Origin of the sequence: Shewanella glacialimarina (assembly GCF_020511155.1) — a bacterium.
Classification (GTDB): Bacteria; Pseudomonadota; Gammaproteobacteria; order Enterobacterales; family Shewanellaceae; genus Shewanella; species Shewanella glacialimarina.
In genome coordinates, this window is sequence record NZ_CP041216.1 from 1,254,406 (window position 1) to 1,268,567 (window position 14,162).

At 42.3% G+C, this 14,162-nt stretch carries 11 protein-coding genes; 9 read left to right on the forward strand and 2 right to left on the reverse strand.

What is annotated here, in order from left to right; genetic code table 11:
- Positions 1-98 precede the first annotated feature (98 nt).
- From FJ709_RS05455 to rfbC, 5 genes are all read left to right on the forward strand, one after another.
- Positions 99-1,508 (forward strand): MBL fold metallo-hydrolase RNA specificity domain-containing protein, encoded by a 1,410-nt coding sequence (locus tag FJ709_RS05455; protein ID WP_226414159.1) that lies wholly within the window; start codon positions 99-101, stop codon positions 1,506-1,508.
- A gap of 780 nt (positions 1,509-2,288) precedes the next feature.
- Positions 2,289-3,371, forward strand: a complete 1,083-nt coding sequence (rfbB, locus tag FJ709_RS05460) for a dTDP-glucose 4,6-dehydratase (protein WP_226415869.1) — start codon at positions 2,289-2,291, stop codon at positions 3,369-3,371.
- A gap of 50 nt (positions 3,372-3,421) precedes the next feature.
- Complete coding sequence (rfbA, locus tag FJ709_RS05465; RefSeq protein ID WP_226414161.1) at positions 3,422-4,294, forward strand: glucose-1-phosphate thymidylyltransferase RfbA; 873 nt, start codon at positions 3,422-3,424, stop codon at positions 4,292-4,294.
- Complete coding sequence (rfbD, locus tag FJ709_RS05470; RefSeq protein WP_226414163.1) at positions 4,294-5,325, forward strand: dTDP-4-dehydrorhamnose reductase; 1,032 nt, start codon at positions 4,294-4,296, stop codon at positions 5,323-5,325. The genes rfbA and rfbD overlap by 1 nt, the downstream gene beginning before the upstream one ends.
- Complete coding sequence (rfbC, locus tag FJ709_RS05475; protein WP_226414165.1) at positions 5,326-5,874, forward strand: dTDP-4-dehydrorhamnose 3,5-epimerase; 549 nt, start codon at positions 5,326-5,328, stop codon at positions 5,872-5,874. It begins immediately after the preceding gene.
- Between the two features lie 983 nt (positions 5,875-6,857).
- Here rfbC and FJ709_RS05480 read toward each other — a convergent pair.
- On the reverse strand, positions 6,858-7,124 hold the full coding sequence (locus FJ709_RS05480) for a GIY-YIG nuclease family protein (protein WP_226415870.1): 267 nt from the start codon (positions 7,122-7,124) through the stop codon (positions 6,858-6,860).
- Positions 7,125-7,331: 207 nt separating this feature from the next.
- Positions 7,332-9,161: an ABC transporter ATP-binding protein gene (locus FJ709_RS05485; RefSeq protein WP_226414167.1), complete on the reverse strand. Its 1,830-nt coding sequence runs from the start codon at positions 9,159-9,161 to the stop codon at positions 7,332-7,334.
- 214 nt (positions 9,162-9,375) lie between these two features.
- On the opposite strand from FJ709_RS05485, the gene FJ709_RS05490 reads away from it, so the two are divergent.
- From FJ709_RS05490 to FJ709_RS05505, 4 genes are all read left to right on the forward strand, one after another.
- Positions 9,376-10,944: a DNA-3-methyladenine glycosylase 2 family protein gene (locus FJ709_RS05490; protein ID WP_226414169.1), complete on the forward strand. Its 1,569-nt coding sequence runs from the start codon at positions 9,376-9,378 to the stop codon at positions 10,942-10,944.
- 73 nt (positions 10,945-11,017) lie between these two features.
- On the forward strand, positions 11,018-11,575 hold the full coding sequence (locus FJ709_RS05495) for a methylated-DNA--[protein]-cysteine S-methyltransferase (protein WP_226414171.1): 558 nt from the start codon (positions 11,018-11,020) through the stop codon (positions 11,573-11,575).
- A 787-nt stretch (positions 11,576-12,362) separates the two neighbouring features.
- Positions 12,363-13,640, forward strand: a complete 1,278-nt coding sequence (locus tag FJ709_RS05500) for a DEAD/DEAH box helicase (RefSeq protein WP_226414174.1) — start codon at positions 12,363-12,365, stop codon at positions 13,638-13,640.
- A 7-nt stretch (positions 13,641-13,647) separates the two neighbouring features.
- Positions 13,648-14,127 (forward strand): dual specificity protein phosphatase family protein, encoded by a 480-nt coding sequence (locus FJ709_RS05505; protein WP_226414176.1) that lies wholly within the window; start codon positions 13,648-13,650, stop codon positions 14,125-14,127.
- Positions 14,128-14,162 lie beyond the last annotated feature (35 nt).

Consider the following 14,162-nt stretch of genomic DNA (forward strand, 5'->3'; position numbering starts at 1 on the left):
CCTCAATGTTTTTATAGGTATTTGCTGGAATGGCAGTAGTTCCATGGCATGATTTTTGTGCTAAGTTAAATCCATCTAAAATATAAAATGGATTTTTTATGCAGATACTTCATCATGGTGCGGTTAATGGCGTAACTGGCTCTTGTCATCAATTGGATATCAATGAAACTGGCAGATTATCAAGTTATCTTATTGATTGTGGATTGTTTCAAGGCGCGGAAACCGCGGGTAAATCTTCTGCTCAGCAGCTTCAAATTGAGTTTGATATTAGTGCTATTCAAGCGTTAATTGTCACCCATTGTCATATTGACCATGTCGGTCGGATCCCTTATTTAATCGCTGCAGGTTTTGATAAACCTATTTATGCCACTAAAGCGACTGCGGCATTGTTGCCATTAGTGATTGAAGATGCATTAAAAATTGGCGTGACGCGTGATAAAAAGTTGATTGATGCTTTTTTATTACGACTTGAATCATTAATATTGCCGATTGATTACCATCAATGGACACCATTGCCTCTAGATGATAGCAATGCTAAGCAGCACGACGTTACCGAGATTAAACTTAAGTTTAAACCTGCCGGTCATATCTTGGGTTCAGCCTATGTTGAGTTTGACCTAATAGGTAAGGTAAAACATCGAGTGGTATTTTCAGGTGATTTAGGTGCAACTTATGCTCCTTTACTGGCCAGTCCCCGCAGTCCTTATCGCGCCGATACGTTAGTCATTGAATCTACCTATGGTGATAAGAATCATCAGGGTCGAAAAGATCGCAGTAAATTGCTTAAGCAGATTATTGAAAAGTGTGTTGCTGATAATGGTGTGGTACTCATTCCTGCATTCAGCATTGGCAGAACTCAAGAGTTATTATATGAGTTTGAAAACATTATAGCTAAAAACCAGCATAATCCTATTTGGCAAAATATCGATATTATTGTCGACTCTCCCATGGCGGCTAAGTTCACCCAGAAGTACCTGCAATTCCAAGCTTTATGGGATAGTGAAGCTAAACGGGTGGTTAATAAAGGCCGTCACCCGTTAGATTTTGAGCAACTTTATACTATCGATAGTCATCAAGACCATCTAGCGGTGATCAACTACCTTAACTCTCGTAATAAGCCAGCCATCGTTATTGCAGCCTCTGGCATGTGCAGTGGTGGGCGTATTATGAATTACCTGAAACGCTTTTTATCTGAGCCTACCGCTGATGTGTTGTTTGTGGGCTATCAAGCTCAAGGTACACCGGGTAGGGACATTCAAAACTTTGGCCCGAAAGGTGGCTATGTAATGTTGGATGACGAACGTATCGATATTAAAGCCGGTGTGCATACTATAAGCGGTTACTCAGCCCATGCTGATCAAGCTAATTTAATTAACTTCGTCAAACGTATGCATCATAAACCCAAACATATACGTATAGTGCATGGTGATGATGAGGCCAAACAAGCGCTTGCAGACAAGTATCACCAACTACTACCCGACTGTAATGTTGAGATTGGTAAAGCTTAGGGTCTAGGTCATTTTACGAGTTGTTATTTAATGCTGTTAGATTTTATAAATCAGATCCCGGCCCACAAGCATTACCGGGATGACGGTGGGTGGTTCATTGCCGGGATGACGGTAGGTGGTTCATGCCTGTATGAATGCAGAAGCTGCACTACCTATAAGACTGCCGGTTTATGTTTTTCTTCGTCATCCCCGAGATCTGTTATCGGGGATCTCGATCTTAGATATTTTGTATGGAGACAGGATCCCGGGCCAGAAGCATTACCGGGATGACGGTAGGTGGTTCATGCCTGTATGAATGCAGAAGCGGCACTACCTATAAGACTGCCGGTTTGATTTTTTTCGTCATCCCCGAGATCTGTTATCGGGGATCTCGATTTTAGATATTTTGTATGATGACTAGATCCCGGCCCAGAAGCATTACCGAGATGACGGTGGGTGATGCATTGCCTGTATGACAGCAGATGCGGTATTACCAATATGATTGCCGGTTTGATGTTTTTTTCTTCGTCATCCCCGAGATCTGTTATCGGGGATCTCGATTTTAGATATTTTGTATGATGACTAGATCCCGGCCCAGAAGCATTACCGAGATGACGGTAGGTGGTTCATTACCGGGATTACGGTGGGTAGGTGTATTACTGGGATGACGGTGGTTTTGTATACCGAGGTGACGGCGTGACCGTAATACCGGTGGTACATCTTAATCGTTAACCCTTGGTAGACTTTGTATTGTCACTTACAATTAACCTTAATGATTTTGATATAATTGGGTGAATGTCTTTGAAGATTTTAGTGACGGGTGGAGCAGGTTTTATTGGCTCGGCCTTAGTGCGTTTTATAATTGAGCATACCCAAGATGAAGTCGTTAATGTTGATAAACTCACCTATGCGGGTAACTTAGCGTCTTTACAATCTGTGAGTAATAACCCGCGTTATCATTTTGAGCTGGTCGACATTTGTAATCGTGCTGAGTTAGATCGTGTTTTTGCTGAACATCAGCCTGATTTTATTATGCATTTAGCCGCTGAAAGTCATGTTGACCGTTCAATTACTGGACCCAGTGATTTTATTCAAACCAATATTGTCGGCACTTTTACGTTGTTGGAGACAGCGCGTGAATACTGGCAAACACTCGTCCTTGCTAAACAGAATCAATTTCGTTTTCACCATATTTCTACCGATGAAGTGTTTGGTGACTTACCTCATCCTGATGATGTGTGTGCTGATCAAGTTGCCTATTTACCTAAATTCACTGAACAAACATCTTATGCACCCAGTAGTCCTTATGCAGCATCAAAAGCATCCAGTGATCATTTAGTTCGTGCATGGTGCCGAACATATGGCTTGCCAACGATTGTGAGTAATTGTTCGAATAATTATGGTCCTTACCACTTTCCTGAGAAGTTAATTCCACTGGTTATTTTAAATGCAATAGAGGGCAAAGATTTACCGATTTATGGTAAAGGCGATCAAATTCGTGATTGGTTATATGTCGAAGACCACGCTAGGGCACTGTATAAAGTGGTGACTGAAGGTAAGGTGGGTGAGACCTACAATATTGGTGGCCATAATGAGCAACGCAATATCGATGTAGTGAAGGCTATTTGTGGTATTTTAGATGCTCTTTTGCCTAAAGAGACTTCTTACGCTGAACAAATTACTTATGTCACAGACAGACCCGGTCATGACCGTCGTTATGCTATTGATACCACCAAAATAAGCAATGAATTGAACTGGCAACCACAAGAAACCTTTGCAACAGGTTTACGTAAAACCATCGAGTGGTATTTAACTCACCAAACCTGGTGTCAACATGTGCAAGATGGTCGTTATCAAGGTGAGCGTTTAGGCCTTAATTCTTGATAACGGTTGATTAAATACTGGCTTGTGTCACGTTGAAAATGAGAGGGGTTATGAAAGGCATTATTTTAGCGGGTGGAACGGGTACGCGTTTATATCCTCTCACGCGTGGAATATCCAAGCAGTTGCTGCCGGTTTATGATAAGCCGATGATTTATTATCCTTTATCAACCTTAATGTTGGCGGGTATAAGAGATATTCTTATTATCACTACCGCTGAAGATAAACACAGTTTTGAACGTCTTTTGGGTGATGGTTCAGATTATGGTGTGCGCCTAAGTTACGCAATCCAGGCGTCACCAGATGGCATAGCACAAGCTTTTATCATTGGTGAATCGTTTATTGGTCATGATAATGTTTGCTTGGTATTAGGGGATAATATTTTTTATGGACAGTCATTTAGCCATACCCTTAAACAAGCTGTAAGTAAGCCGTTCGGCGCAACAATATTTGGTTATCAGGTGAAAGATCCTGAGCGATTTGGCGTGGTAGAGTTTGATCCGCAAATGAATGCTATTTCGATTGAAGAGAAACCACTAAAGCCTAAGTCGAGTTACGCGGTTACTGGGCTGTATTTTTATGATAATCGGGTAGTTGAGTTTGCGAAGGCGCTTACACCTTCAGCCAGACATGAGCTTGAAATAACCGATTTAAATCAACGGTATTTAGATGATGCAAGTTTATCAGTTGAGCTTTTAGGCCGAGGTTTTGCTTGGCTTGATACTGGCACCCATCAAAGCTTGCATCAGGCGTCTTCTTTTGTGCAAACCATTGAAGCCGTGCAAGGATTAAAAGTAGCGTGTTTAGAAGAGATAGCTTGGCGTAATGGTTGGCTTTCTGACGATGACCTGCGCCGAATTGCGCAACCATTATTGAAAAATGAATACGGCCAATACCTACTACGTTTGATTGAGGAAGTAGGCTAATGCGTTTGTTGATCACTGGGGCCAATGGTCAGCTGGGGCGATCGCTAGTCGCATATTTGCACTGCGTTATGATGCCTCATGTTGAAGTATTAGTGTTAACAAAGCAGCAGTTAGATATCTCAAACCTTGATGCTGTTGAACTAGTAATGGCAAAGTTTCAACCCGATTATATTATTAATACCGCGGCTTATACCGCAGTTGATATTGCTGATAATAATGTTGAGTTAGCCTATGCAATTAATTGTGATGGTGCAGAAAATGTAGCTAAAGCTGCTAATAATATTGGTGCGACAATATTACATGTCTCGACCGATTATGTTTTTGCTGGTGATAAGCTTGGCGAATATCAAGAAGACGATATTACCAGTCCTTTAAGTGTGTATGGCGAAAGTAAACTCGCTGGTGAAGTTGCTGTAATGCAATCTAACCCTAAGCATATTATTTTGCGTACTGCCTGGATGTTCAGTGAATATGGCAATAATTTTGTCCGCACTATATTACGTTTAAGTCAGGATAAACCCACTTTACATATTGTTGATGATCAGTTTGGTGGCCCTACTTATGCGGGACATGTCGCACAGACTTTGATTTCGATTATGCTGCAATTAGATACTAATACAGCTCATACTCTAGGTGCTCAGCGTGGCCAAAATGAGCATATTAATAACACTCTTTATGGCGTGTATCATTTCTCAGGTTTGCCCCATGTGAGTTGGTATCAATTTGCGCAAAAGATAGTTCAACAAAAGATTGTGAATGATCACAAACAGACTGAAAATCATCGCATAGCAACAAAGTTGAACCTTGCTGAATTAAAGCCAATTAGCACAAATGAGTATCCTGTCGCCGCAAAACGACCGCACAATAGTAAATTACATTGTCAAAAAATCACTGACACATTCGGCATTCATCCCAGTGACTGGATGTCGGCTTTATCTAAGGTTGTGACTGTATTAGCGCCGCTTGCATTAGAGGATGATGCTTCGCAGATAAGATTTACACCTCCAATTAAGTCCGAGAAAGAGCAATAAATGAACGTGATTGAAACTAATATCGCCGGTGTAAAAATCATTGAGCCAAAGGTGTTTGGTGATGACAGAGGCTATTTCTGCGAAACCTGGAATCAACAACAGTTTGAGACATTAGTTGCAGGCAAGCCAACTCATTTTGTGCAAGATAATCATTCTAAGTCGGTAAAAGGCACCTTGCGCGGATTACATTTCCAGCGTCAGCAGACTCAAGGTAAGTTAATTCGAGTCATATCAGGTGAAATATTTGATGTTGCCGTTGATATTCGCACTGACTCGCCGACATATGGGCAATGGGTTGGGGTGTTGCTTTCTGCTGACAATAAACGCCAAGTTTGGATCCCTGCCGGTTTTGCCCACGGTTTTTATGTACTAAGTGATTTTGCAGAATGTGTTTATAAATGCACCGATTATTATCATCCACAATCAGAAGAAACCATTTTGTGGAATGATGCTCATCTAGATATCAAGTGGCCTGTAAATGATGCACCGTTATTATCGGACAAAGATCAACATGGACACTTGTTTAAAAATATTAGGCCACTTGTTTGACTAAAGCCAGATCCCGGTCCAAAAGCATTACCGGGATGACGGTGGGTGTGTGCTTACCAGGACGACGCTAGGTGGAAGCTTACCAGGACGACGCTAGGTGGACGTTATCGGGATGATGGTTGCTGGTGTATTGGCTGTATGACTGCAGATGGGGCATTACCAATATGATTACCGGTTTGATGTTTTTCTTCGTCATCCCCGAGATCTGTTATCGGGGATCTCGATTTTAGATATTTTGTATGAAGATTAGATCCCGGCCCAGAAGCATTACCGGGATGACGGTGGGTAGGGCATTTGCTGTATGACTGCCGGTTTGATGTTTTTTCTTCGTCATCCCCGAGATCTGTTATCGGGGATCTCGATTTTAGATATTTTGTATGAAGACTAGATCCCGGCCCAGAAGCATTACCGGGATGACGTTAGGTGGAAGCTTATCGGGATGACGGTAGGTGGCATTACCAATATGATTACCGGTTTGATGTTTTTCTTCGTCATCCCCGAGATCTTTTATCGGGGATCTCGATTTTAGGTATTTTGTATGAATACTAGATCCCGGCCCAGAAGCATTACCGGGATGACGCTACGTGGAAGCTTACCGAGATGGCGCTAGGTGGATACATTACCTCTATGACTGCCGGTTTGATGTTTTTTCTTCGTCATCCCCGAGATCTGTTATCGGGGATCTCGATTTTAGATATTTTGTATGAATACTCGATCCCGGCCCAGAAGCATTACCGGGATGACGGTGGGTGCATTACCTGGGTGATGCTAGGTGGAAGCTTATCGGGATGACGGTGGGTGGAAGCTTATCGGGATGACGCTAGGTGGAAGCTTATCGGGATGACGGTGGGTGGACACATTACCAATATGATTGCCGGTTTGATTTTTTTCGTCATCCCCGAGATCTTTTATCGGGGATCTCGATTTTTGCAGTTGGCAGGTATTGTACGTAGAACCTTTGATTTAAAGGCATATTTTAGGATTTAAAGTAGATCATCATAAAGATCAACCCAGTAAGGGTTATTTTTCTCTATCAGTTTGATTTTCCAATCTCGATGCCATTTTTTAAGTTGTTTCTCACGAGTGATGGCTTGATAAATATCATCATGAATTTCAAAATAAACTAATTTCTTGGTGTTATATTTTTTACTAAACCCATCACACACGTTATTTTTGTGTTCATATATACGCTTTATAAGTGAAGACGTTACCCCTATATAAAGAGTGCCGCTAGGTTTATTAGTGAGTATATAAGCGTATGATTGCTAATCCATAGCAGTGGAAACCTATCCATAGTTAGCGTATTTTCTGGTTATTATGGTAGTTGATAAAGTCACTTTTGGCATATAGCGGTAACAAGGCGCAGGTACTGGTAATAATGTTATTGAGCGCTCAAATAAGTCCAGAGAACGTCATCCGCTATTTTTGTTTGTGCGGATGACGTCATTTAAACTGGGTTAATCTAGCCCTAAAAACCCTCCTGTTTGATGTGCCCATAGCTGGCTATAAATACCGCCACTGGCGATAAGTTCTTGGTGGCTACCTTGCTCAACTATTTTGCCTTTGTCTAATACGATTAACCTGTCCATCGCGGCTATGGTTGATAGTCGATGGGCGATGGCGATAACGGTTTTACCTTCCATTAATTCATATAATGATTCTTGAATCGCCGCTTCAACTTCAGAGTCGAGTGCTGATGTGGCTTCATCTAACAGCAAAATAGGGGCGTTTTTAAGCAATACCCGGGCAATGGCGATACGTTGGCGTTGTCCGCCTGACAGTTTTACACCACGTTCACCAACTTGAGCATCCAGGCCGACATTGCCATGTGGGTCTGTTAATGCGGCAATAAACTCGGTAGCTTGTGCCTGTTGAATCGCTGCAACTAATTGTGCTTCGCTGGCATTAGGGTCACCATAAAGAACGTTTTCACGAATGGAGCGGTGCAATAGCGATGTGTCCTGTGTCACCATGCCGATATGAGCGCGTAATGAGTCCTGGGTGACATCTTTTAATCCTTGTTGATCAATTAAAATCTCACCTTTTTCGATGTCATGAAAACGCATTAATAAATTCACTAGGGTAGATTTACCTGCGCCTGAACGTCCTACTAATCCGACTTTTTCACCGGCTTTAATGTGCAAGTCTAGCCCTTCAATCACGCCAGTTTTTTCACCGTAATGAAAGCTTACCTGATTGAAGTCAATTTGCCCTCGGCTAACATTGAGTGGTTTGGCATCGACTTTATCTTCAATCAAAATAGACTTAGATAAAGTATTCATTCCATCTGTCACTGTGCCAATATTTTCAAATAATGAACTGATTTCCCACATTATCCATTGTGACATGCCATTGAGTCGCAGTGCTAAGCTAACCGCAATAGCGATAGCGCCGACTGTGATGGCATCGTCCGCCCATAACCAAATAGATACCGCAGTAATAGTGAAGGCTAAGATGTAGTTGATGATTTGTACTGATACGTTAATCACGGTGACCAGACGCATTTGGCCGTAAACGGTTTTTAAAAAAATCATCATGCTGTCTTTGGCGTAATCGGTTTCTTGTTGGGTATGAGAAAACAGTTTTACGGTGGCTATATTGGTATAGCTGTCAACAATTCGCCCTGTCATGGTTGAACGTGCGTCGGCTTGCTCTGTTGCTATAGCTTTAAGTTTTGGTACTAATTTCCATTGGATAGCCACATAAGCCGCTAACCAAATTAGCATCGGCAGCATTAGGCGTAAGTCTGCGCTGGCAATCATGACTAACATTGAGGTGAAGTAGACTAAAATGTATACCAATACATCGAGTAGTTTCATCACGGTTTCACGTACTGCAAGGGCTGTTTGCATGACTTTGGTGGCCACGCGCCCTGCAAAATCATCTTGATAGAACGAGATACTTTGTTTCAGTAAATAACGGTGTGCCATCCACCGGATAGCCATAGGGTAATTACCTAACAAGGTTTGATAAACAATTGATGCATGTAGCCAAACTAGAAAGGGAATAACGACTAACACGATAACCGACATGGTGATTAACGTGTCACCTTCATCTTGCCATAATGTCTGGGGATTTTTCGTCACCAACCAATCAACCAATTGTCCCATAAAGCCAAAAAGGGACACTTCTAGCATCGCCAAAAGAGCGGTTAGCACCGACATCGCAATCAATGGCGCGCCGAACCCTTTGGTATAATGACGGCAAAAAGCATATAAGCTTTTGGGTGGTTGAGTCGGTTCTTCGGGTGGCAAAGGTTGTACGAGTGATTCAAAAAATTTAAACATGCAAGGCTCTGGTTATTCTTCAATAATCTTTGCTGTTAGGATACCTCAAGTACTTTATAACCTCAGTATTATTTACCGCTAATATTGAGAGAAATGTAAATGGCTGTGTTTGTGGTGGTTGTTCAATTAGGGGAGGCTTCAGTACCGATTTCCGCTAGTGCAAAATGGTCTGCTGACGTAAAGTAAGCTTATTATTCCTTCTACTGGTGCCATTGTGGCTATTCTTCCTGAACATGATTGTACGATTTTGGCCGAGGTGTGTCGGCAAGCTAGGCTTAGCCGTGACGCGCGATTTGATGGCCAATTTTATACGGGTGTTTTCAGTACTGGTATTTATTGTCGCTCTATTTGTCCCGCGTCACCGCCGCATGAGAAAAACGTTCGCTACTTTGACAGCCCAATTAAAGCGGCTAATCATGGCTTAAGGCCTTGTTTACGTTGTCGTCCAGACAGTGCGCCTCACTCCTATGCGTGGATAGGCACTCAAACCACATTACAGCGGGCGATAAAGCTAATCGACAATGGCGCAATGGCAGGGGAGTCGGCTCTAAGTGTTGAACAATTGTCTGACAAACTCGGCATTAGCAGCCGATATTTAGTGAAATTATTTACTCAATTTCTGGGCACATCACCAAAGAAATATGCTCTATATCAGCAAGTGATGTTTGCTAAAATATTATTACATCAAACGGCGTTGCCGATAACCGATGTAGCACTTGCTTCAGGGTTTAATAGTATCCGCAGTTTTAATGACACATTTAAGCAAGCGCTACAATTAACGCCAACATCACTAAGAAAGAATCTTAGTAAAGCCTCTATTGATAAAAGCGACAAAACAGTTCAAACAGTGTCGACGGATATGCAAAGCAACCATCAAAACACCTATCAACGCGATGTTATGAATACCCGCGCGAGCATCACCTTAAAACTTAGCTATCGTCCCCCCTTAAACTGGCAGGCAATACATGACTTTTATCATTTAAGGCAAGTTGCCAATATGGAATGGTTGGCTGACGATATTTATGGTCGAAGTTTTAATCTTAATGGCGTTAAAGGCATATTGCAGCTCAAACACATAGAGACTAAGTCACTGTTTGAACTTGCGGTAAGCTTTGTTCAACCAACAGATTCACGTTATTTAGCTGCTGTGGTTAATGCCGTCAGAAAAATGCTTGATTTAGATGCTGACATGTTAACCATTGAGGGCCAACTGAAAAGTATTAAGGCTATCGATATCAATGCAGTTACATTAAAGCCGGGTTTGAGAATACCGGCTACGTTTTCGGTGTTTGAAGCAGCCTGCCGGGCCGTGCTTGGTCAACAAGTTAGTGTGGTCCAAGCCTCTAAGTTGCTCAATACTCTGGTGGAGCATTATGGTGAGAGTGTAACGCTTGGTCAGCAAACGTTTAGGTTGTTTCCGACGCCTGAAGTCATTGGCAGTGCTAGTTTAGATGAGCTGAAAATGCCAGGGGCAAGAAAGTTGGCATTAAATGGCTTAGGTAAGTTTGTGCATAATAACCCGCAGTCTTCACCACTCGATTGGCTTGATGTTAAAGGTATTGGCCCCTGGACTGTCGCCTATGCGCAAATGCGCGGTGAGAGTCAGTCTAATGTATTTTTGAGCGGTGATTTAGTGATCAAAAATCGCTTAAAAGCATTATGTGACAAAAGCGCTACTAGCATAGAAACCGCAAAACAATATCAACAACTGGCAGATCAGGTTGCCGAGCAAGCCGCGCCATGGGGCAGTTACTTAACGTTTCAGTTATGGTCCGCCGAGTGATGTTGGTATTACTTAATCTCGGTATGATTTAATTAAAGCCCGCCTGGATTTAATTTATACAAGGATACACAAAATGGTTAATCAATATCAGCCGCCAGTATTAACAGTCAATTTAACCAGCCCTGTGGGGGTGTTGTCAGTAAAAGCGTCAAGCGAAGGACTGACTCATTTGACGGTTGTTGATATTAGCCGTCAATCGGCTGCTGTTGAAATATTTGACGATGTTATTGAACTTGAATGTAATCGCGAGCAATCAGATGACCTAAGTCGACAACAAAAGCATCTTGCTCAGCAACACATAAATAAGGTCCATAAGCAGTTAACTGAATATTTTGCCGGTAAGCGTAAGGTGTTTGATCTATCTCTCGCGCCCAAAGGTACTGTGTTTCAGCATCAAGTTTGGCAAGCATTATCAGCCATGCAATTTGGCGAGATATGCAGTTACAGCGACATTGCTAACGGTATAAATCGCCCTAAAGCGGTAAGGGCAGTTGGTGCTGCAAATGGGGCCAACCCGATTGCGATAATAGTGCCATGCCACAGAGTTATTGGTAAAAGTGGTAAGTTAACCGGTTATGCCTATGGCTTAGAGATGAAGCAATTCTTGTTAGGGTTAGAGGCTAAATATTAAAATGCCAAGTACGATGTTGCTCGGATTGAATAAATAGAAAAGCCAGATCCCGGCCCAGAAGCATTGCCGGGATGACGGTAGGTTAGAGATTGTGGGATGAATATCTAGTGTGCTTATTTCCGGGATGAAGATCTAGTGCTGCTGCCAGGATGACGATAGGTTCGACATTGGGGGATGACTTTTCCTCCGTCATCCCCGAGATCTGTTATCGGGGATCTCGATTTTAGATACTTTGTATGAATACTGGTTCCCGGCCCAGAAGCATTGCCGGGATGACGGTAGGTTAGAGATTGTGGGATGAATATCTAGCGTGCTTATTTCCGGGATGACGATCTAGTGCTGCTGCCAGGATGACGATAGGTTCGACATTGGGGGATGACTTTTCCTCCGTCATCCTCGAGATCTGTTATCGGGGATCTCGATTTTAAATACTTTGTATGAATACTGGTTCCCGGCCCAGAAGCATTGCCGGGATGACGGTAGGTTAGAGATTGTGGGATGAATATCTAGTGCGCTTATTTCCGGGATGAAGATCTAGTGCTGCTGCCAGGATGACGATAGGTTCGACATTGGGGGATGACTTTTCCTCCGTCATCCCCGAGATCTGTTATCGGGGATCTCGCTTATTATTTCCAATTTAAAGTATTTTCGATAATGTCGTGGCTGGTTCAGAGTGTAGAATTGGATTGTTAGCTCACAGAACGGCACTCTGCTGATTGAATTATTTCAGACTTCACCCACAAACTAATGTAAAATTGTGGTTTATCCAAATTAATTGAATTGATACATGACCCAAACTGTTACTTTTACTGATTTTGGCTTGTCGGCGCCTTTGCTAGCTCGACTTGCTGAGCTAAATTATACCTCCCCAACACCTGTGCAAGCGGCGACAATTCCGGCGTTATTGCAAGGTCAGGATATTCTTGCGGGGGCCAATACCGGTTCAGGTAAAACAGCTGCGTTTGCATTACCTATCATTCAACATTTAAGCCTTAGCACCAAGAAAAATACCTCAAAAAATAATAATGTCAGTTGCTTAGTATTGGTGCCAACGCGTGAGCTCGCTAAACAGGTGGCCGATAGCTTTCAGTCTTACGCAAGTCATTTAAATGGCTTGATTAAAACCGTTGCCATTTATGGTGGTGTGTCAGTCAATACCCAAATGTTAGCTCTACGTGGCGGCGCCGATGTAGTGGTTGCTACGCCGGGGCGATTATTAGATTTACTCTCTTCAAATGCACTTAAGTTAAATACCGTTTCTCATTTAGTGCTTGATGAAGCTGATCGCATGTTAAGTCTTGGTTTTACCGAAGAGTTAAATCAAGTACTTGAGTTAATGCCAAAGAAAAAGCAAACCTTGCTGTTTTCTGCGACTTTTCCTGAAGAGGTCCAAGCGCTAGCTTCATCATTATTAACTAAGCCACTTGAGATACATTTACAAAGTGCTGAAGCAAGTACTTTGGTGCAACGCGTTTTTACTGTTAATCGTGAATCTAAAACGGCATTATTAGCGCACTTGATTAATGAAAATCAATGGCGTCAGGCACTTATATTCGTTAATGCAAAAAATACCTGTAATCATTTAGCCCAAAAACTGGCTAAAAGAGGCATTAATGCTGAAGTGTTTCACGGCGATAAAGCACAAGGTGCAAGAAATCGTGTATTAGAAGCTTTCAAATTGTCTGAAATTGATGTATTAATTGCCACCGACATTGCTGCTCGCGGTATTGATATTGAAAAACTACCCGTGGTAATTAATTTTGACTTACCCCGTAGTCCTGCTGATTATATGCACCGTATTGGCCGAAGCGGCCGAGCTGGTGAAGTGGGTTTAGCCATTAGTTTGCTTTGTCATGATGATTATCATCATTTCTCAGTGATAGAGAAAAAGAATCAAATTCGCCTTGAACGTGAGCAAATAGCTGGCTTTGAGGCAGATGAAGAAATGCCATTAAGCGCGCAAATCGTTAAACCAATGGCTAAGCCTGCAGGAACGGGAAAAAAGAAGCGTAAAAAACTTCCTCCTGAAAATGTAAATGTTTGGTCTAAAAACGAAATTAAGTAGTAGGTATATGAAACAAGTTTTTTGGTTAATAGATGGGCAACTTGCAGGACGCAGTGGTCCCAATAAAGATGCATGGGATTTAGCAGAACTTAAAGCCGCCGGATTCGGCGCGATAGCGTCACTGAATGATGGCGCTATGTGTGATACACAAGCTATGGCCGATTTAGGGATAGCACATCAAGTGTTTAGCTTACCTGATAACATTCCACCCATTGAAGATGATGTTGAGGTTTGTGCGGAAATTATGCCTAAGGTATTAGCATTTATTCGCCAGGCCGAGTCGGAAAATAAAGCCGTATTACTACATTGTCGCTCGGGGATTAATCGTACCGAACTTATGATGGCGTATTATTTAATGGAAAATGGCGCAGCTCCAGTGCATGCCGTTAGCCAGGTACGTAATGCCAGTGGTTTAGCGTTTGACGCTGAAGGCTGGGACCAGTTTGTTTACGACGTGTTATACAGACTACAAGGTTCATCTAACTAATTATTTATATTTGTTAGAATAAAGGAATACTTAAC